Source organism: Micromonospora sp. NPDC005174, assembly GCF_040608495.1.
Lineage (GTDB): Bacteria > Actinomycetota > Actinomycetes > Mycobacteriales > Micromonosporaceae > Micromonospora.
Genome location: NZ_JBEXIJ010000005.1, coordinates 239,866 through 259,823, shown reverse-complemented (window position 1 = coordinate 259,823; position 19,958 = coordinate 239,866). Strand labels below are relative to the sequence as shown.

16 protein-coding genes and 1 pseudogene are annotated in these 19,958 nt (G+C 69.7%); 2 read left to right on the top strand and 15 right to left on the bottom strand.

Features of this window, described 5'->3' with window-relative positions; genetic code table 11:
- The 7 genes and pseudogenes from ABZU91_RS09100 to ABZU91_RS09070 form a co-directional block, all read right to left on the bottom strand.
- Nucleotides 1–1,353 carry a cation:proton antiporter gene (locus tag ABZU91_RS09100; RefSeq protein ID WP_355236279.1) on the bottom strand — a complete coding sequence of 451 codons (1,353 nt, stop codon included), beginning with the start codon at nucleotides 1,351–1,353 and terminating at the stop codon, nucleotides 1–3.
- The gene (locus tag ABZU91_RS09095) at nucleotides 1,350–2,576 is read right to left on the bottom strand and encodes a PLP-dependent aminotransferase family protein (protein ID WP_355236356.1); all 1,227 of its coding nucleotides are present in this window, start codon (nucleotides 2,574–2,576) and stop codon (nucleotides 1,350–1,352) included. The genes ABZU91_RS09100 and ABZU91_RS09095 overlap by 4 nt, the downstream gene beginning before the upstream one ends.
- Before the next feature lie 185 nt (nucleotides 2,577–2,761).
- A pseudogene (locus tag ABZU91_RS09090) lies at nucleotides 2,762–3,802 on the bottom strand (alpha-hydroxy acid oxidase); the annotation flags it as partial.
- A 35-nt stretch (nucleotides 3,803–3,837) separates the two neighbouring features.
- The gene (gene hppD / locus ABZU91_RS09085; RefSeq protein ID WP_355236276.1) at nucleotides 3,838–4,917 is read right to left on the bottom strand and encodes a 4-hydroxyphenylpyruvate dioxygenase; all 1,080 of its coding nucleotides are present in this window, start codon (nucleotides 4,915–4,917) and stop codon (nucleotides 3,838–3,840) included.
- Nucleotides 4,918–4,963: 46 nt separating this feature from the next.
- Nucleotides 4,964–6,319: an NAD(P)/FAD-dependent oxidoreductase gene (locus tag ABZU91_RS09080; protein ID WP_355236273.1), complete on the bottom strand. Its 1,356-nt coding sequence runs from the start codon at nucleotides 6,317–6,319 to the stop codon at nucleotides 4,964–4,966.
- A gap of 21 nt (nucleotides 6,320–6,340) precedes the next feature.
- Nucleotides 6,341–6,619 carry a phosphopantetheine-binding protein gene (locus tag ABZU91_RS09075; protein ID WP_355236270.1) on the bottom strand — a complete coding sequence of 93 codons (279 nt, stop codon included), beginning with the start codon at nucleotides 6,617–6,619 and terminating at the stop codon, nucleotides 6,341–6,343.
- A 204-nt stretch (nucleotides 6,620–6,823) separates the two neighbouring features.
- Nucleotides 6,824–7,378 carry a TetR family transcriptional regulator gene (locus tag ABZU91_RS09070; RefSeq protein WP_355236267.1) on the bottom strand — a complete coding sequence of 185 codons (555 nt, stop codon included), beginning with the start codon at nucleotides 7,376–7,378 and terminating at the stop codon, nucleotides 6,824–6,826.
- Between the two features lie 233 nt (nucleotides 7,379–7,611).
- Between ABZU91_RS09070 and ABZU91_RS09065 the strand changes: the two genes are divergently transcribed.
- A complete protein-coding gene (locus tag ABZU91_RS09065; RefSeq protein WP_355236265.1) occupies nucleotides 7,612–8,130 on the top strand; it encodes an isoprenylcysteine carboxylmethyltransferase family protein in 519 nt (172 codons plus the stop codon).
- Nucleotides 8,131–8,254: 124 nt separating this feature from the next.
- Here the strand turns inward: ABZU91_RS09065 and ABZU91_RS09060 are convergent, their stop codons facing one another.
- The 5 genes from ABZU91_RS09060 to ABZU91_RS09040 all read right to left on the bottom strand — a co-directional run bounded on the left by ABZU91_RS09060 (nucleotide 8,255) and on the right by ABZU91_RS09040 (nucleotide 14,015).
- Nucleotides 8,255–8,458: a hypothetical protein gene (locus tag ABZU91_RS09060; RefSeq protein WP_355236262.1), complete on the bottom strand. Its 204-nt coding sequence runs from the start codon at nucleotides 8,456–8,458 to the stop codon at nucleotides 8,255–8,257.
- 834 nt (nucleotides 8,459–9,292) lie between these two features.
- Complete coding sequence (locus ABZU91_RS09055) at nucleotides 9,293–10,726, bottom strand: DHA2 family efflux MFS transporter permease subunit (RefSeq protein ID WP_355236259.1); 1,434 nt, start codon at nucleotides 10,724–10,726, stop codon at nucleotides 9,293–9,295.
- Nucleotides 10,727–10,735: 9 nt separating this feature from the next.
- Nucleotides 10,736–11,281, bottom strand: coding sequence for a flavin reductase family protein (locus ABZU91_RS09050; RefSeq protein ID WP_355236256.1), 546 nt, complete (start codon nucleotides 11,279–11,281; stop codon nucleotides 10,736–10,738).
- Nucleotides 11,282–11,286: 5 nt separating this feature from the next.
- On the bottom strand, nucleotides 11,287–12,867 hold the full coding sequence (locus ABZU91_RS09045; RefSeq protein WP_355236253.1) for an amino acid adenylation domain-containing protein: 1,581 nt from the start codon (nucleotides 12,865–12,867) through the stop codon (nucleotides 11,287–11,289).
- A gap of 11 nt (nucleotides 12,868–12,878) precedes the next feature.
- A complete protein-coding gene (locus ABZU91_RS09040) occupies nucleotides 12,879–14,015 on the bottom strand; it encodes an acyl-CoA dehydrogenase family protein (RefSeq protein ID WP_355236250.1) in 1,137 nt (378 codons plus the stop codon).
- Nucleotides 14,016–14,166: 151 nt separating this feature from the next.
- Between ABZU91_RS09040 and ABZU91_RS09035 the strand changes: the two genes are divergently transcribed.
- Entirely contained in the window at nucleotides 14,167–14,757 is a 591-nt protein-coding gene (locus tag ABZU91_RS09035) for a TetR family transcriptional regulator (protein ID WP_355236247.1), read from the top strand.
- Here the strand turns inward: ABZU91_RS09035 and ABZU91_RS09030 are convergent.
- The 3 genes from ABZU91_RS09030 to ABZU91_RS09020 are packed head-to-tail and all read right to left on the bottom strand — an operon-like array spanning nucleotide 14,735 to nucleotide 19,941.
- Nucleotides 14,735–16,483, bottom strand: a complete 1,749-nt coding sequence (locus ABZU91_RS09030) for a hypothetical protein (RefSeq protein WP_355236244.1) — start codon at nucleotides 16,481–16,483, stop codon at nucleotides 14,735–14,737. The genes ABZU91_RS09035 and ABZU91_RS09030 overlap by 23 nt on opposite strands.
- Before the next feature lie 8 nt (nucleotides 16,484–16,491).
- A complete protein-coding gene (locus tag ABZU91_RS09025; protein WP_355236241.1) occupies nucleotides 16,492–18,159 on the bottom strand; it encodes an NAD(P)/FAD-dependent oxidoreductase in 1,668 nt (555 codons plus the stop codon).
- A 21-nt stretch (nucleotides 18,160–18,180) separates the two neighbouring features.
- Complete coding sequence (locus ABZU91_RS09020; RefSeq protein WP_355236238.1) at nucleotides 18,181–19,941, bottom strand: tryptophan 7-halogenase; 1,761 nt, start codon at nucleotides 19,939–19,941, stop codon at nucleotides 18,181–18,183.
- Nucleotides 19,942–19,958: the final 17 nt, after the last annotated feature.

Here is a 19,958-nt window from a genome sequence, read left to right as displayed (position 1 = left end):
CTACGCGGCCGGTGGAGCGCCCGTCCCCGCCGGCCGTACGACCGGGCCGGTCGACCACTGCTCCTCGTGGTCGGCCTTGCGAAGGAGTTCGTCGGCGCTGTGCGCCACCCGGGACATCGCCAGGCGCAGCAGTGGGGGCGCCATCATCGACGTGACGATCGCGACGAGCGCGATGATGGTGAAGGTCGCGATGTCCAGGACACCGAGCCGCAGCCCCACCATCGCGACGACGATCTCGACCACGCCCCGCGCGTTCATGCCCGCGCCGACGGCCAGAGACTCCCAGTGGCCGAGCCGACTGGACCGCGCACCGAGGTAGGCGCCCGTGAACTTGCCGAGGATCGCCGCCGCCAGCACCACGAACGCGGCCAGCGCGACGTCCCGGTCGAGCAGCACGCCGAGGTCCATCCGCAGACCGGCGGAGGCCAGGAAGATCGGCGCCAGCACGGTGAGCACGATGGTCCGCAGGGGTGCCAGCACCGCCCGCCGCTCCCGGACCGCCTGCCCGATGAGAATGCCGGCGACGAACGCGCCGAACACCGCCTCCATGTGCAGGGACTGGGTGATCGCCGCGCCGGCCAGGACGATCACCACGGCGGTGACGATGGTCGGCCCGGTCTCCGCGGAGCGGCCGGCCATCCGTAGCGCGCCGCGTACCAGTGGCCGGCCGACGACGATCGCGGCGACCACGAAGGCGACCAGCAGCAGCAGCGACAACGCGACCTGGCCGGCGCGTACGCCGACGGTCGCCATGGCCGACACGACCGACAGCAGGAACCAGCCCACCGCGTCGTCGACCATGCCAGACGTCATGATCAGCTGCCCGACGTCGCGGTGGATCAGCTTCATGTCCGACAGCGTCTTGGCGATCACGGGGATCGCCGTCACGCACATGGCGACGGCGAGGAACAACGCGAACACCGGGCGTTCGGTGGTGTCCGGCACCAGGACGGCCGGAGCCAGGTAGCCGATGAGGATGCCGAAGCCGATCGGTATGAGCAGGCCGCCGAGGCTGACCCGGAGGGCCGTCGTACCGCGACGGCGGATGATCCGGGTGTCCAGCTCGATGCCGGCCACCCCCACCAGCAGCAGCACGCCGACCTGGGCGACCGCGTCCAGCAGGTGCATCTGCGCCGGGTCGGCGGGGAACAGCCAGTCGTGCACCGCCGGTGCCGCGTGGCCCAGCAGCGACGGCCCGAGCACCACGCCGGCCATCAGCTCGCCGACGATCGGCGGCAGGCCGAACCGCGCCACCAACCGGCCCAGGCCGAGGCCGAGCAGGAGCAGAGACGCGATCTGGACGAGCAGGATCACGACCTGTCCGCCAGCCAGCGGCATGATGGGTGAGTTCATACCGGCCGCACCTCCGTGATCAGGGCCGCCAATCGGTCGAGCCCCTGCTCGATCTGCGGTGGCTGCAGAAGGCTGACCGACAGGCGGAGTTGATGACGTCCGCCCCCGTCGGCATAGAAGTGGTGCATCGGCGTCCACAACACACCGAAGTCGCGGGCGGAGCGCTCCAGGAGCGCGTCGTCCACCACGAGCGGCACCGTCACGACGACGAAGAAGCCGCCACCGGGGGTGTTCCAGGAGACGCCGGCACCCTGCCCGAAGCGCGCGGCCAGGCCGTCCAGCACGTGCCGCAGATTGCGCCGGTACGCGTGGGCCTCGCGCTCGTTGGCGCGTACGAGACTGCAGTCGTGCTCCAGCAACTTGCCGGCGATGACCGCCTGCGCCAGCGGTGAGGTGTTGACGGTCACCATGCTCTTGATCTTGGATAGCTCGTCCGCCAGCAGGCCCGTTCCCGTGGGTCCGGCCACCGGCTGGTCGGCGACCACGTAACCCACCCGGGCGCCGGGCATGCCGGTCTTGGCGAACGAGCCGAGATAGACGACACGACGCTCGTCGTCCATGGCCTTGAGCGTGGCCGGGCGCTCGCCGCCCGCGTGGAACAGCCCGTACGGGTTGTCCTCGATGATCAGCAGGTCGTGTTCGGCGGCCGCGCGTAGCACCGCGACCCGGGTGTCGGTGTCCAGGCTCGCCCCGGCCGGATTGGCGAAGTCGGGCACCAGGTACAGCGCGCGAGGGCGCTGCCCCGCCGCCCGGGCGGAGCGCACCACCCGGGCGAGGTCGGCCAGATCGATGCCCCGTGCACCGTCCCGCACCGGCAACGTGGTCATGTCGACGAGCGACGCGGCCCCCCGAATTCCCACGTAGTTGGGCGAGACCGCCAGCAGCACGTCACGCGGATCGGTGCGCAACGCCCGCAGGACGAGGAACATCCCCTCCTGCGCGCCCACCGTCACCACGACGGCCTCCGGGTCGACGTCCATCCCCTCGTCGACCGACAGGTTGGTGGCCACCAGGTCGTGCACGATGCCCTTGGTCCGCCCGTACTGCAGCAGGACGCGATTGACCTGACGCTCACTCATTCCGTGCTCGGCGCGCAGGTGGTCGCAGTAGCGGCGCAGATAGCGGTGCACCGCCTCGACCTCGAAGAACTCCTCGTACGGCCGGCCCGCCGCGAAGGACACCGCATCCGGGAACCGGCCGGCGATCTCGTTGAGGAAGGTCATCGAGTCGAGCACCGGATCGGCCAGCGAACCGTGCAGGTCGGCCAGCGCGATCGGCGCGCGGGCCCCCACGGTGGTCGTCGCCGACACGCCCGTCACGGCGACCACCCCGCGAGGGTGTCACCGGACGATCGGCCCCGCACCGTCGACCCGGAACCGCTGGCGGCCACCGTGGTGCCGTGGCCCAGCGCCCGCAGGTCGGCGCAGCCCATCATCGCCATCGCATCCTCCAACTCGGTCCGCAGCAACGACAGCACCCGGCGGGCGCCGGCCCGGCCGCCCACGGCCAGCCCCCAGAGCGCGGGCCGGCCCACCAGCACGGCGGATGCGCCGAGGGCCAGCGCCCGTGCCACGTCCACACCGCTACGGACGCCGCTGTCCACCAGGACCGCACACCGGTCGGCCACGGCCGCCACCACCGGCTCCAGCGCCGCGATGCTGGGCACCGCGCCGTCGAGCTGACGGCCACCGTGGTTGGACACCACGACCCCGTCGACTCCCAGGTCCGCCGCACGCACCGCGTCGTCCGGATGCAGGACGCCCTTCACGACGATCGGCAGACGCGTCCGTCGACGCAGCCAGTCCAGGTCCCGCCAGGACAGCTTCGGGTCGAACGCGAGACCGGTGTGCACCATCAGCGCCGAACTGTGCGCGCCGCCGGAGTGCGCGGCCGCGCCGACGGCCGGCGGCAGATTGGCGGCCACCACGTCGTCGGGCAGCGTGAAGCCGGATCGCATGTCCCGCAGACGCCGGCCCATCCGCGGCACGTCGACAGTCAGCATGAGAGCCCGGCAACCAGCGGCCTCGGCCCGGGTCACCAGGTCGGCGACCAACCCGCGGTCGCGCAACCAGTAGAGCTGCATCCAGACCGCCGCCTGGGTGGCGGCGATCCGCTCGATCGGCTCGCTGCTGAGCATGCTGGCCACGAACACCGCGCCCTCGTCCCGGGCCGCCTCGGCGAGCGCCACCTCGCCGTCCGGATGCAGGAGCCGCTGGTAGGCCATCGGCGCCACCCCGACGGGCAGACCCATCGGGGTGCCCAGCAACTCCGTGCCGAGGTCGTAGGCGTCCGTGCCCGCCAGCACCCGCGGCACCAGGTGCACGCGGTCGAACGCGTCCCGGTTGTCCCGCAACGTCGACTCGGTGCCGCTGCCCCCGGCCACGTAGTCCCAGACCGGCTCGGCCAGCACCCGCCGCGCCGCCACCGCCACGTCGTCGAGGCAGAGCAGGGCGGCCAGGTCGGTTGCCCGATCCGCGATGGTGGTCACAGGACGTCGTGGGTCTTGGTCCGCTCCGCCTCGACCGCCTCGTACAGCGCCCGGATGTTTCCGCTGCCGAAGGTGCGCGCACCCAGCCGCTCGATGACCTCGAAGAAGAACGTCCGGCGCGGATGGGTGGACCTGGCGAAGATCTGGAACAGCTGCCCGTCGTGGTCCTCGTCGACGAGGATGTTGCGGGACCGCAGCTGGTCCACGTCGTACCTGGCGAGATCCAGTCGCTGGCCGAGCAGGTCGTAGTACGTCTCCGGCGTCCGCAGGAATTCCACGCCGCGATCGGTCAGCGCCGAGATCGCCGAGACGATGTCGGTGGAGCACATCGCCACGTGTTGCACGCCGGGGCCACCGTGCCCCTTGAGGAAGTCGTCGATCTGGCCGGCGGCCGCCGAGGCGTCCGGCTCGATGAGCGTGAGCGTGACCAGCCGGGACGGGCTCTGCACCACCTTGGAGAACATCGCCTGGCTGCCCACCAGGATGTGCTCCTCGAAGGTCACGTCGAAATCCAGCACCGTGCGGTAGAAGTCCACCGTCGGGTCGAGGGTGCCCGCCTCGAGACAGACGGCGAGGTGGTCGACCACGCCCAGTCCCGGCGTCGGGCCCGACTCCGGCAGGTGACCGCCCGGAAGACCGGGAGTCAGGCCGGGCAGTACCAGCCCGGCCGACTCCTCGGGTGGTTGGACGAACGTGTGCGTCACGTCGCCGAAGCCGCCGACAGTGGCGGTGACGAACCCCTCGCGCACGGCCGGTTCGGCCACCGCCCGCGCGCCGCGGGACACCGCGACCTCGAACGCCGCCCTCGCGTCCGGGGTACGCATCGCCAGGTCGGCGACGCCGTCGCCGTGCTGTTGCACGTACAGGCTGGCCGGGTGCGCGTCGACGAGCCCTTCGGTGACCACGAGAACTGTCGAACCCTGCCGCAGCGCCACCGACACGTGGTCCTCGACGCTGCGCGAGCCGACGACGGCGAAGCCGTACTGTGCGGCAAGCTCGCGTGCCGCCCAGACCGCGTCGGTCACGTGGAATTCGACGTGGTGCACGGCCAGGTCACTGAACACACTGCTGCCCACGCTCACTGATGTCCCCCTACCGGGGCCGCACGGCCCCCCTTGTGAATCAGAAGATGGGAGCCGCCGTCGGAGCCGACAGCTCACCGAGATACGGATGCCAGAGATGTTCGGGGTCCTGCTCGACGGCCCGGATGGTGTTCCGCATCTCGACGAGCGCCTTGGGCTCGGCCTCGTCGTACATGTTGCCCTGCAACATCTTCAGCACGTCGAGTCGATACCGCGGGTCCTGGACGAACGCGGTGAACAAGATGTTGAGCCGGTAGTAGACCGAGATGAACTCGTACCAGTTGCGTACACCGCGCCGCAGCAGCATCTCGTAGGTGGCGAACCGCTCGCGCTTGAAGTCGCCCGCCTCGGCCGCCGCGATGATGTCGTTGCAGGCCAACCGGGCGCTGTTGAGGGCGATGCTGACACCGGTGGAGAAGATGGGATCGACGAAGCGGGCGGCGTCGCCGATCATGACGAAGTTGTCCCCGCAGATCTGCTTCATCGCGTAGCTGTAGTCGCCCTCGGCCTTGAACGGCCGCACCTGCTCCGAGCTGCGCAGGGCCGCCTCCAGCTCGGGCCGGCTGCCCACGCACTCCCAGAAGAACGCCTCGAGATCCTCCCGGGCCGCCTCGGCGAACCGGCTCTTCTGGGTGACGACGCCGATCGACGTGATCGTCTCGGTGATGGGGATCTGCCAGACCCAGGTGTCGGTCAGCGGCAGGAAGTGGATGAAGATGAAGTCGGACTTCGACTGCTCCGCCGACAACGCCTGCCGGTCGAAGCCGTCGAACCAGGTGTGGATCGCGTACTGGTTGAAGACCGAGTCGGCCACCTTCACCTTGAGCTGGCTGCCCAGGGTGGTGCTCCGGCCGCTGGCGTCGACCACCATCCGCACCGACACCTCGCGCTGCCCCTCGTCGGAGCGCGTGTGGATGACGGGATGCTCGCCGTCGAAGTCGACGCGGTTGACCCGTACGCCGTGGTGGACCTCCGCGCCGAGACTCGCCGCGTTCTCCAGCAGGATCTGGTCGAACTTGCCCCGGTCGACGTGGAAGGTGTAATCCCGGTCGACGCCGGCCTGGTCCCGCTCGTTGAACATGACCTCCGCGAGCCGGAAGTCGTGGGTGAGGTTGGAGAAGCCCATGTGGCTCACGGGCCGCGACTCGGCCGACGTCCACGCCGCGCCGAACTTGCGGGGGAAGCCGGCTGCCTCGACGGCGGCCATCGCCCCGGTCTCCAACAGCACCGGCGTGGTCGCCGGTACCAACGACTCACCCACGTGTTCGCGGGGGAAGTGCGCGCTCTCGAAGACCACGACGGACAGCCCCGCCTTGGCCAGGTAGGCGGCGGCCGTCGACCCGGCGGGCCCGCCTCCGATGATGCCGATGTCCCACTCTGCTGGCTTGGTGTTCATGGCGCCTCCTCGGCAGGCCTGTCAGGCGCGGGGCAACGACAGGATCAGGTCGGTGATGGTGTCGAGACTGCGGAAGTGTCGTCCCGTGATGTGCGAGGGCGGCACGTCGACGTCGAGCTCCGCCCGGACGAACGCGATGAGCCGAGCCGTGTTCAGCGAGTTCAGGACGCCCCACTCCAGCAGCGGCGAGTCGGGGCGCAGGTCGACTCCGGTGACCCCCTCGTCCTGGTCGCCGATCAGCTCGTGGCGCACGTACACCATCAGTTGGCCGAGTATCTCGTCGCGTTGGTCTGTCGGCACAAACCCCTCCCAGGTCGCCGGACGTGGTCTCCCCCGTTGAGCTGTCACCCGGGAGGCCGCGAAATCCGGCGGCTTTCCCCCTCTGATGACATCCCTACTCGGTGAATTCTAGAAGCCCGGACGGGTTCGTCAAGGGGGATGCTGCGCAAGGATCGACGCCGGCCAGTGGCACGACGATTGTCGTGCCAGTTCAGAGCGGGCGGATCAGGCCAGGACGCCGGTGAGGTAGGTCTGGATCGCCTTGCCCGTACCCGCGGCCAGAGCGGCGGCGGTGAGCTCGGCGATCGCCGGTACGCGGAAGACGTACCGGGTGGTGGCGAGACCGATCAGATGCGAGCCGACCATGGCGGCCCGCAGCTCCGGCTGGGTGTGACCCAGCGCCCGGGTCAGCGGCAGGATCACCTGGTCGCCGAGGAAGTTGCGGACGGCGTCCGCCGCCATGTCGTTGGCCGTCATCGACCGCAGGATGCCGCCGAGCCGCGCCGCCGTGTCCGGCTCGTCCCAGTGGCTGAAGAACAGCTCGACGGTGCGCCGGCCAACCTGGCCGCGCGGGCCCTTCATCGCCCGCTCCACCAGGTCGGGTGGCTGCAGGGCACCACGCACCGCGGCCTCGAACAGGCCCTCCTTGGTGAGGAAGAAGTGGTGCACCAGCGCGCTGTCCACCCCCGCCTCCTGGGCGATGGTACGCACCGTGGTGCCCTCGTAGCCGCGCTCGGCAAACTGGCCACGAGCGATCTCGAGGATGAGCTGATGGCTCACCGTCGGCCCGACACGTCGCCCCGTCCGTCGTCGTGGAGCACCGTTCGGGGACACCTCCGCGCCCACAAGTTCACCTTTCCCAGTTCATCGCATGCCCTATTCATCGTATGGGGGCAAAGGACATAGTATCGCCTTCCTACGTGCGGAAATACGGAGGATCTGCGGCGAGGCAACAACAACAGTACGTAACGATGCCTTGACACGGTGCCCCGCACCCGCCGTAGCATGGCGCAGTGCTACGAACACGGGCGGTCGTCGGGAGTCTTGTCTTCTTTTGCGCCGCACCGGGCGTGGTCGCGGGCCTCGGTCCATGGTGGATATCGGACTGGGAGGTCGAAACACCGTTCGCCTTCTACCAGCCGGTGCGAGTCCTCGGCGCACTGATGCTGGTTGCCGCGGTGGCGTTTCTTCTTCAGTCGTTCGTGCGGTTCGTCGTGGAGGGCCTGGGCACTCCGGCCCCGGTGGCGCCGACCGAGCATCTGGTGATCGGCGGGCCCTACCGGTTCGTCCGCAACCCGATGTACGTCGCGGTGGTGACGGCCATCCTCGGCCAGGCGCTGATCTTCGGCCAGGCGGCGCTGCTGTGGTACGGGTTGGCCATCGCCCTCATCCAGGCAGCGTTCGTCCGGTTCTACGAGGAACCCGGTCTGCGCCGACGGTACGGCTCCGAGTACGACACCTACCGCGCCGCGGTTCCAGCGTGGATTCCCCGGCTACGTCCATGGAAGGGTGCCAGCTCACCGCAGATGTGACCCGATCACCAGACCACCCGAGGTGCGGCCGATCCACCGAGCCGCCGACCCGCGAAGGGAGTGCGATGCCGTCATCCCCGAGGGCTGTCCACCCCCCGCCGCACGACGGGGGGCGACCAGCCTTCTAGGACACCCGCTCCCGGGTCGGCAACTCCGCCTGCGTCACGGATGCCTGGCAACTGGCGGTCAACACCGGTAGCCGACCGGAGACCTCTGCGATCAACTCGCCTCGCAAGAGGTCGTCCCCGGCCGGTTCCCCCCAGATGATGAGCCGGCAGTTCACCTGCTCCGCGCGCACCGACGCCGAGGCCGTCCAGATGATGGGCATGCGGTGTCGTGCCGCTCCCAACAATTCCACTGTGACGAACTCGGGTGCCGTCTTGTCAGTGCCATCGCACTGCTCGAAGCCGACGTGCGCCGTAATCTCACCACTGCCCAGGTAACTCAATTGAAACATTACGCGATACTCGCGCCCACCTACATCCGCCGGCAATAATCCCGCTGTCAATAACAGCCCTTCCGGCTCGTAGAAGAGTACCTGGACATCCGTAACAGCTAGCGCTGATGCTTTCATATCCCTGGTGGCCCCATCCCCCATTAGCGTACCGCCAGTTCATCGATGGATGTTATCCTGTCGAGGGCCTCGCTGTCCCCCCCCTAATTGGGTAGGCCATGGCGCGGCACGGTCGGGTTGCGGACCGTTCCGGCCGGAATAGGTCTCATCGGGCATGGCGCGCCGAGGCCGATGTGTCGTACACGAATCCCAGCACGGCAATCGGCTGCGGCACGACGGTCGCGTTGACGTGGGACAACGCGATATCGAGCCCGACGTACCGCGCACATCACACCCCGGCGCCGCCGCCCGGACGCGCCCCGACCGGTGCCGTCACACCTCTCGCGCGGCACCCGGATTCGTCCTTCGTAAGGCCTGCCAGCATTCCGACACCGGGTGCCGGCGGCCCACCCCCGGACCGCTCGACACGACGCCGACACCCGCCCAAGCCTCCATCCGGCATCGACGGGCGCCCGCGTCCCGGCCACGTCGGCGCCGCGCCTGTGGCCCACCGCCCGCTCATCGCTCAACTCGCCGCAGGCACCACCCTCAACGGGCGCGGTCGAGGCCCCGACCGTGGGGGTCGGGGCCTCGATCCGGTAGGACCACTCAGGTCGGGGCGCCCGCTGCGAGGACCTCTTCCTCCTCCTCGACGGCGTGACCGTGCCCCTGTGTGCGCAGGTGCGGGATGAACAGCGCGATCAGCGCGCCCGCGGCGAGCGCACAGGCAGCCACCAGGTGGGCCTCCTGCAGACCGTTGACGAACGTGGCCACCGACTCGTAGCCGCCGTTCGCGCCGAGGATCGCGCCGCCCACCGAAACACCCATCACGGTGCCGGTCTGGCGGATCGCGTTGGAGACACCGGAGGCGACGCCCTCCAGCTCGGCGGGCGCGAAGCCGAAGGCCAACCGACCGATCGGCGCGAGGAAGATGCCCAGGCCGAGGCCGGTGATCACGAACGGCACCACCAGCTTCGAGTACGTCAGGTCGTCGACGACCGAGCCGATCCAGCCCACGCCGATCGCCTGCATCGTCAGGCCCAGGATCACCAGCGGCTTGCCGCCGATCTTGTCGGTCAGGATGCCGGAGATCGGGGCCGCGATCATCGGCATGGCCGTCCACGGCAACGTGCGCAGGCCTGCCTCCAGTGGCGAGTAGCCAAGGATGCTCTGCAGGTACTGGGTACCGAGGAAGACGGCCCCGAAGACACCGAACGGCATGATGATCGTCGCCACCATGGTGAGGCTGAAGCCTCGGCTACGGAACAACGACAGCGGCACCATCGGCGTACGTGCCCGCGACTGCCAGAAGATGAACACGAGCACGAGGATTCCGCCGACGATGAACCCCGCCAGGACGGAAGGGCTGTCCCAGCCTGCGCTGTTGCCCCGCACGAGGCTGGACACGATGCCGAGCATGCCGGCGGTGATCAGGACGACGCCCACCGGGTCCAGGCGACCGTAGCCGCCGCGGCTCTCGCGGACGCGCGTCATCACCGGCAACAGCAGCAGACCGATGGGCACGTTCACCCAGAAGATCCACTGCCACGACCAGGCTTCGGTCACCGCACCGCCGATGACCGGCCCGAGGGCGATACCGAGACCCACCATCGCGCCCCACAGCCCGAACGCGTGGCCGCGCTGGCGTGCCGGCACCACGCTGGCCAACAGGGTGAGGGTGAGCGGGAGGACGACAGCGGCACCCAGGCCCTGCACCGCACGTGCGGCGATGAGGAATTCGATGTTGTCGGCGAGGCCCGCCAGCGCAGACGCGAGGGTGAAGACCAGCAACGCGATGGTGAAGACCTTCCGTCGGCCGAAGCGGTCACCGAGCGCCGCGCCGGTCAACAGAAAGACGGCGAATGTGAGCGTGTAGGCGTTGACGATCCATTCAAGATCTTCAAGGCTCGCACTGAGCTCGGTCCGGATGACCGGTAGCGTCGTCGTGACGACGAGGGTGTCGATCGCGACCATGAACACCGCGACCAGGGCCGCTATCCATGTCCATACGGTGCTGTGGGTCGCTGGTTGGTTCTTGTCCACTCTGTTTCCCTACTCGAGATGGATTGGCTGGGAAGGATCGCTGGGGCGCTGCCCGTTGCGCTCCTCTCGTCGGTAATGGGGTTGAGCGACCCGGACGTACGTCCCGCGCCAATACCCCAGCGGGAATCGGTCCGGCGTCGTCGCGCCGCCGACGAGGCGGCCGAGCACGATGACGTGGTCACCGGCGGCGATCACGTCGTGCAGCGCGCACTCGGTGAAGGCGACGGTGGGTTCCAGCCGCGGCATGCCGGCGACGTCGCCGGGACGCCAGGCCACGTTCGCGAACTTGTCGCTGTTGTAGCTGGCGAACAGGTCGGAGACCTCGTGGCCGTCCGCGTCGAGGAAGTTGACGGCGAATCCGCCGGTCTCCCGGATGGCGTCCAGGGTGGAACTCACCTGCCGCACGCAGAACAGCAGCAGCGGTGGGTTCTTGGAGACGCTGCACACCGACGACGAGGTCAGGCCGTGCGGCCGACCGGACGCGTCGAGCGCGGTCACCACGCTGACGCCGCTGGCCAGCGAGCCCATGATCGCTAGGAACGCACTCGGCTCCACGTTGACTAGTTCGGTGCCAGTAATGGTCCACCTCCTTCGATCGCCGCCAGAAGCGCGGCTCGATCGGTCTTTCCGTTCGGGGTGAGCGGTAGGCTCGTGGCCGCCTGGACGGAGTCGACGATCATGTAGGTCGGCAGTTGTCCCGCGCACCAACGCTTGATTTCCAGCAGGCCGGGGCGGCGGTCGCCCGCCGGCACCACGACCGCGTGCAGCCGCGCGGCCAGCCCGACGCCGGCGACGACCACCGCGGCCGCCGCGACGTCCGGGTGCGCGGCGAGGACGGCCTCGATCTCGCCGGGCTCCACCCGGTTGCCGCGCACCTTGGCCATGTCGTCGCGTCGGCCCAGATATTCGAGAGTGCCGTCGGATGCCAGCCGCCCGAGATCACCCGTGCGGTACGGCCCACGCTGCGGCTCCCGGCCCCAGTATCCGAGCATCACCGTGGGCCCGTCGGCCACGATCTCGCCCTCCGGGACGTCGCCGCCACCGTCACCGTCGACGCCGGTGGACGCCGGCGGGTCCAGGGTCAGCACCGCGCCGCTGGCCGGGCGGCCGATCGGCAGCGGACGGTCCCGCCCGGTGTCGGCGTCGGTCACCTCGTACGACGCACACACGTTGGTCTCGGTGGGCCCGTACCAGTTGAGCAGCCGTACGCCCGGCCAGGCGGCACGCAGCTCGTGCACGTACCGGATCGGCATCACCTCGCCGGCGAAGACGCAGGCCCGCAGTACCGGCGGCGGCGGACCCTCCAGCATCCCGCCGTCCCGGATCATCAGCGTCAGCGCGGACGGCACCGAATACCAGATGGTGATGCCCTCCTCGCGCACGAATCGGGCCAACTGGACCGGCGCGTACGCCAACTCGGCCGGGACCAGGTGCACCGACGCGCCCGCGCGGAACGCCGCGTACAGGTCGAAGACCGACAGGTCGAAGTTGAACGGGGCGTGGTTGGCCAGCCGGTCCCCTGGCGACACCGCGAGCAGGTCACCGGCCCACTCGACGAACGCGGCCGCGTTGCGGTGGCTCAGGCAGACACCCTTCGGGGTCCCCGTCGACCCGGAGGTGTAGAGGATGTACGCGGGGTCGTCCGGGGCCGGCTGGTGCACTGGTGGCGCGTCGCCCTCGGCCCCCCGCCGCTCCAATTCGTCGAGCGTCACCAGCGGCGGCCCGCCCGGGGCACCGCCCTCGCGCGCGACCCGCTCGGCGGCCGGCCCGTCCGCCACGACGACAGTCGCCGCGCAGTCCTCCGCGATGCGCCACACGCGGGCGGGTGGATTCGCCGCGGACACCGGCACGTACGGCGCGCCCAGCGCGAGCGCCGCCTGCATGACGGCCACCGCGGCGGCCCGCTTGTCGGACCAGAGCACCACCCGGTCACCCGGGGACACCCCTGCGCGCGCCAGCCCGGTCGCGAGGCGACGCGCGGCCGCCGCCAGCTCGGCGTACGTGAGCTGCTCGTCGTCCGCGATCACCGCCGGCGCGTCCGGTGTACGCCGAGCCCACGCGGCCACGTAGCCGTGGATGCCCGCGCCGTCTGGCGTCTCGGACCGGTCCGCGTCCCGCACTGTCGGCACCTCCCTGGTCACGGTCGCCGCCCTCACAGACCCAGCTCGCGGGCGATCAGCAGCCGCTGGACGTCCGACGTACCGGAGAAGATGGTGCTGGGTACGGCGTCGCGGAGCACGGTCTCGATCCCGGCGTCGCGCAGATAGCCGAGGCCTCCGAACAGGCGCACCGCGTCCAGCGCGCTGGCGACGGCCGCCTCGGAGACGGCCAGCTTCGACAACGCCACGTTGAGCTCCGAACCGGCGCCGTTGTCCATCTCCCAGCAGCAGCGGTAGAGCAGCAGCCGCGCCGACTCGGTCCGCAGTTTCATCTCCACGATCCGGTTCGCCACCGCCTGGAAGTCGCCGATGCGTCGGCCGAACTGTCGGCGCGATCTCGCGTGCTCGACGCAGCGCTCGATCAGGCGGTCCAGCAGGCCGACGTATCCGGCGAACAGGCAGGCGCGTTCCCAGCGCATGGAATGTTGGAAGATGGCCGCGCCCTGGCCCGGCTCACCGAGCACCCGGTGCGCCGGCACCGGACAGTCCTGGAAGGACACCCGGCCGGCCGGCGCCGACACGAGGCCCATCTTGTCGAACGGCTCGCCGACCGTCAGGCCGGGAGTGTCCCGGTCCAGCACGAACGCGGTGACACCGAGGTGGCCGGCCGTCGGATCGGTGGTCGCGTAGGTCACCAGCACGTCGGCGACCGGCCCGTTGGTCACGAACGTCTTCTCGCCGCTGAGCAGGTACCCGTCCGCCGTCTCCGTCGCCGTCACGGCGAGCCGTGAGACGTCGGAGCCCGCGCCCGCCTCGGTCATCGCGTTGCCGGCCACCACCTCGCCCGAACAGATCCGCGGCAGGAGGCCCTTCTTCAGCTCCGGCGTGCCGAACCCGGCGATCGGCACCGCGCACGCGAACTGGTGTGCGCTGGCGGCGAACACCAGCCCGGTGTCCGCGCACCCCCGACCGAACGCCTCGACGCGCAGCGCGGTGTCCAGAGCGCCCAGCCCACCCCCGCCGTACTCTGCGGGTATGCAGAGGCCGAGCAGCCCCAGCCGGCCGAGATGCCGCCAGGCGTCACGGTCGTGCAGCCGGCTGGCATCGGCGGTCGGCGCGAATGTCTCCTCGACGCTCGCGCGCACCTCGTCGTACGCGTCCCGCTGTTCAGGCGTCCAGGCGAAGTCCACGCTGCCCCCTCGACCGCGCGGTGAGACGGCGCGGCGGAATTGCCGGCTTGCAGGAGCAACCCGGACCGGACTGACATATCCTCAAAGGTCTAGACTTAGGCATTTGATCGGGCCGTGCGCTCGGGCGTACGGGAACTCGTAAGAGGTTGCCTTGACGACGCAGCAGGGATTCGACGGTGGCAACGGCATCCGGCAGGCGATCCTCGACGTCACCCGGCGGGAGATCTCCGAGTGCGGCCTGACCGGGGTGAGCATCCGCAGTGTCGCCCGGCGCGTGGGTGTCGACCCGCGGCTCGTCCGGCACTACTACGGTTCCAAGGAGCAGCTCCTGCGCCACGCGGTGCAGGTCGACGGCAACCCCGTTGAGCTGGCCGAACAGCTCCTGGGGGGCAGCCGCCGCCGGTTGGGCCGGGCCACCGCGACCGCCCTGCTCGCGCACTGGGACAGCCCCCGTACGACGATCTCCTACCGGGCCCGGCTGTCCGCCTCGCTGACCAGCGACGAGATCGCCGAGCTGATGCGCGACGAGTTCGTCCGCGCGTTCTTCGGCACGCTGGCCGAGGGCGTCAGCCCCGACCGGCACGAACTGCGGGCGGCGCTCGCCGCGTCCCAGGTGATCGGCCTGGCCCTGTGCCGCTACCTGATCGACGGCACCGAGCTGTCCCGGCACGACCGCGACGATCTGGCCCGGATGATGGGTCGCACGATCCAGCATTACCTCACCGCCGACCTGGCTGAGTGACGCCCGGCGCGTCGGCAGCCGAGCCGTCCGCCAGCCCGTCGTCGTGGGCGGCGAGCCGCCCGTCGTCCGCCGACGCCCGCTCCCGCACCGGCGACGGCGCGTCATCCCGCCGGCCGGTGACGTTGTCCTTGGTCAGCAGCCGCTTGAAGTCCGCGGGCGCCACCGTCATGACCCACGCCACCATGAGGAGGCGACGGGGCATCGTGAAGTGGTAGTACCGCGCATTCGGGTCACCGAAGCGGTACAGCGGCGGCACGAAACGGGCTCTGCGCAGCTCGCGGAAGATCATGTCAGCCGCCTGGGCCTGCCTCAGCCCACCGTCGCGTACGCGGGCGAAGACCTCGAAGAACCAGTCCAGCATCTGGCGCAGGCCGTCCGGGGTGCGGAACCACAGCCCACCGTCGGCGAACCGCTCGACCGGCTCCCACGTGCCGGCGGCGCGGGCATCGTTCGTGGCCCGCTTGAGCGACAGGTGGGCCAGGATCTGCCAGAGCAGCCACACCCGGCTGTACGCGTTCCACAACGCGAAGCTGCCGGCGGCCGTACGGGCCGCGGCCAGCATCTGGTCGTTGAAGTCGATCAGGGCGTCCTGGAACGCCGCCGCCTCGGCCAGTACGGCGCCCGCCGCCTGCTCGTCGCGTACCGCTCGCGGCAGCGCCGCCCCGAGCGCGTGGACCACCTCCGCGGTCATCGTCACGTCCCGGGACAGGAACTCGTCGGTACGGCACGCCGAGCGCTCCATGGCGAACCACCGCGGCCCGTGGGTCAGCGCCGCCCGGCGCTGCCACTGGGCCGAGGTGGTCCAGCCGCCCTCCGCCGTGGCGGACGCGAACTGCTCCGCCAGGCTCGGAAATGGCGCCACCAGCGCCCGGAACGCGGCGTCCGGGTCAGCCGGTAGATCGCCGAACCGGTCGTGGTCCAACCCCACCGTCACGCTGCACAGATCGTTGGCCGCGTCATCGTGGTTGCGGAAGTCCACCACCTGGATCCAGCCGCCGTCGAAGAGGTGGTGCACCGTCCCCCGCGACCAGGTCGTCGCCCGGTGGTAGTCGCTGAGCCGGCTGCACTCCTCGAACTTCCGGACGTCACGCAGGTAGGCGTGCATCATCCGGGACCGCAACAGCAACGTGCCCGGATCGCCGTCGGCGGACGCCGCCCGCAGCGGTGACTCCTCCCCGCAGGCGTCCACCACGAACCGCGCGCTCGCCGTCTCTCCCGAGGCGAAGGCCAGGTGTACGGCATCGGGCGCCAGCCGGACCTCGGTGGTGGACGCCTTCTCCGCGAGCACCGACGCGCCGTACCGGACGGCCAACTCCCGGGCGTACTCGTCGACGACCGGCCGGTACAGGTGCCACTCGCTGTGCTCCCCCGGCACGTGGAACTGCACCGCGTGCGCCGGGTCGTGCCTGCGGCCCGCGGTGTGGTGCAGGAACGCGAGGCTCTTCTTGATCCCGCTGCTCCGGCGCACCGGCTCCGGGAGGTCCTCGAAGGCGGCGAAAGAGGCGATCTCCGGCACGTCGAACCGCTCGGCCAGCAGGTGCAGCACGGCGGTCGTGTACGGCACGGTGCTGTCGCCCGACGGCAGCACCGTGTCGTCGGGCGAGCCGACGAGCAGAACCCGCAGGTCCTGCTTGGCCAGGACCGTGGCGAGCAGGCCGGTCGCCAGATGGCTGCCCAGGATCACGACGTCGTACATCACCGGGGCGTCGCGTTCGGTGGTGGTCATTCGGTCTCCTAGAAGATCTTCCGGCCCATGAGCTGCTCCTTGCCGGCCTCACGCAGGAAGCCGAGCATCAGCCGCCGCACGTCCGGCGGCGCCTTGGTCGCCGCCCACAGCATCGTTCGGCCGATCTTGAGCGGAGTCGGGTTGATGAACCGCAGGTGACGGTCCTTCCAGCCCCAGTGGTCCGGCACGAAGGGCGCCCGGTTGAGGTGGTCGTAGAGGGCGTCCGCCGCCTCGTCGCCGGTGATCTTCCCGGCCTCGAAGTCGCCGCACTGCTTGACCATGTCCTCGAACAGCTCGCCGTAGCCCTCGTGGTCGGACCAGTGCAGGCCCGGGTTCTTCACCTCTTCCAGCTCGTTCAGATGCTTGTCGTCGCCGGTCGAGCGCCAGCGGCGGTACGCCTCGTGGGCGCGGAAGGTGCCGGCGTTCGAGCCCCACGCCCAGATCCGGAAGACGGCCGTCCACAGCGAGTAGTGCTCGAACGAGGCGTACGCGGCGTTCACCAGCTTGTCGTTGCCGTCGAACAGCGCCTGCTGGCGGGTGTCGACGCCCTCGAAGCGGTCGGCCGAGAAGTCGTCGTCGCCGACCGCCCGCAGGATCCGCCAGGCCAGCACGTTCACCGCTTCACAGGTGTTGGACAGGCCGCGGGAGAACAACGGGTCGATGAACGCGGCGGCGTGTGCCAGCAGCACCCACCGGTCGCCGACGGTGGTCTTGGACGAGTACTGCACCCGGTCGGTGCCCACCCACTCCCGCATCGGCCGAGCGCCCTCGAACTGCGCGGCCATGCCCGGGAACCGCTGCATGTGCTTCCAGAAGTCCTCCTCCGGCGACATGCCGGGCGTCTTCGGGTACTTGCGCGGGTCCATGGTCAGACCGACGCTGCACAGCGGGTTCTTCGAGTCCTTGTGGTTGTTGAACGCGATCACCCACGACCAGCCCCGCGGGAACAGGTGGTGGACGGTGCCGTCGTAGAACGGCACCGGCGGCTTGTCCGCCCCGGTGCGCTTGAACACCTCGTCGGTGGTCTTGAGGTCGATCATGTGGTTCCAGACGGCCCGCGAGTGGTGCTTGTAGCGGCACGGGTCCTCACGCAGGCCGAACTTCTCGGCCAGCGGCGAACGGTAGCCGCTGGCGTCCACCACGTAACGGCTGCGGAACTGCTCGCCACGGGTCGAGCTGACCGTCACGCCGGAGTCGTCGAAGTCGACGTCGGCGATCGTGAAGTTCACCCGGGCGGTGCAGCCGTACTTGATCGCCGCGTGGAACAGGTACGCGTCGGTGTCCTGCCGGTACATGTGCGGCGTCTCGTGCAGCAGGCTCGGGAAGTTGAACATCGTGACCTGCATCGGGTCCTGCGGCTTGCCCTCCTGGTGGTTCAGGAAGGCGAAGTGGTCCTTCTTTCCGTGCCAGGGCGAAATGATCTTCTGGCAGGCGGTCAGCGTCGCCAGGGTCATCAGCTCCGGCACCTTGTACCGCTCGGACATGGTGCGCAGCGACACCAGCATGTTGGGGATGGTGGACTCGCCGATGGCGAACTTCGGGTGCGCCTTGGCGTCGACCAGCAGCACCTTCGCGCCGTTGCGGGCCAGGATCGCGCCGAGCATCGAGCCGGCGAACCCCGCGCCGAGAATGGCGACGTCATATGTGGCCTTCTCGGCCTCGATCAATTCACTCACCGTGTACTCCAATTCCTCGTTTTACTTCGGCTCGGGGACGCGCAGCCGGGAGCCGAACACCGGCCAGCCGGAGAGCTTCTGCTTGATTTCCTCGACCGGCTCGAACTCGCCCCGGGCGAAGCGCTTGCGCATGAAGAGGGTCAGACCCTCGTAGGTCAGCTCGCCGATCGCCGGCGGGGCGTCGCGCTTCGCCCAGCGCAGGGTGCCGAGCACCTTGGCGGCGGAGGCGCCCGTGATCCGGATCGCCGGGTCGGCCAGCCCGAACGCCGGCGGCACGAACCGCGCGCGGGCGAGCTGGTCGCGGATCTGCTTGGCGACGTCCTTGGGCTCCGCCTCCCCCGCGTCGACGGCACGCATCATCCGGCTGACGCCGGCCAGGAACTCGAGCACCTCGGCGTGGTCCGGATCGTCCACCTTGGACCTGTCGAACTCCCGCAGCTCGACCCGCCACCACGGCCGTTCCATCCGCCGCAACACGGCGGGGTCGCGGGTCTTGGAGTAGAGCGCGTAGCCCCGGTTGATCTCGAAGGTGGAGAGGATCTGGGTCAGCGCCCAGACCCGGAACCAGGCGTCCCACAGGTCCCAGTCCCGGAACGCGATGTACGCGTTGTTGACCAGGTCGTCGTTGAAGTCGAGTTGGCCCTGCTCGAGTTCCTGCACGTACTCGAACCGCTCGACGGCGAAGTCGTCGTCCTTGAGCGCGTCGAGCAGCCGCTGGGTCAACGCGTTGATGATCTCCATCGTGTTCGACAGACCACGCGAGAACAGCGCGTCGACGAAACCCGCCGCGTGCGACATGAGGCACCAGCGGTACCCGACCGTCTGCTTGGGCGAGTACTGCAGGCGACCCGTCCGCACCCACTCGCGCACCGGCGTGGCGTTGGTGAACTGCTGCGCGATGCCCGGGTACCGGTCGAGGAACTGGCGGAACTCCTCCTCCGGCGAGCAGTCGGGCACCGGGTACATCCGCGGGTCGAACTGCACGCCGACGCTGCACAGGTCGTTGGTGGACCGGGGGTGGTTGTCGAACGGGATCACCCACATCCAGCCGCCCTCGAAGATGTGGTGCAGCGTTCCCTCGTGCCACCGGGTCGGGTTGCCGTAGGTCTCGCGCGGGGCGAAGTCGTCGTACGGCCGCACACCGACCATGTGCGTGAACAGCGACCGGGAGTGGTGTTCCAGCCGGGTCGGCTCCTCCCGCAGGTCGAACTGCTCGGCCAGCGCCGAGCGGAAGCCGCTGGCGTCCACCAGGTAACGAGCCCGCACGGGCGCGCCGGGGCCGACGTCGAGCGTCACGCCGTCCTCGTCGACCTGCACGCCCACGATGCGCGTCTGCTGCCGGATCACGGCGCCGTACTTCGCGGCGACCGTGAGCATGAAGTTGTCGATGTCCTGCCGGAAGAAGTGGTTCTCGGTGTTCAGGATCTTCGGGATCTGGAACATGTTCGCTTCTTCGGGCCGCTGCTGCTCGCCCGGCCGCTGGTAGACGAAGCCGAAGTTCCTCTTCACCCCGCCGGTGGTGTTGATGTGCGCGTACACCGACTCGAAGGTGCTCAGGTACTTGATCTCCGGCACGCCGTACCGCTCGCTGATCAACCGCATCGCCATGGAGGTGTACGGGATGGTCGACTCGCCGACGGCGAAGCGGGGGTGCGTTCCGGCGTCGATCACCAGCGTGTGCGCGCCGTTGGCGGCCAGGCACGCCGCCAGGGTCGAGCCGGCGAGCCCGGAGCCGATCACCACCACGTCGAACATCCCGTTGTGCGCGGCAGCACCTTCCATCATGGACTCCTTATCCA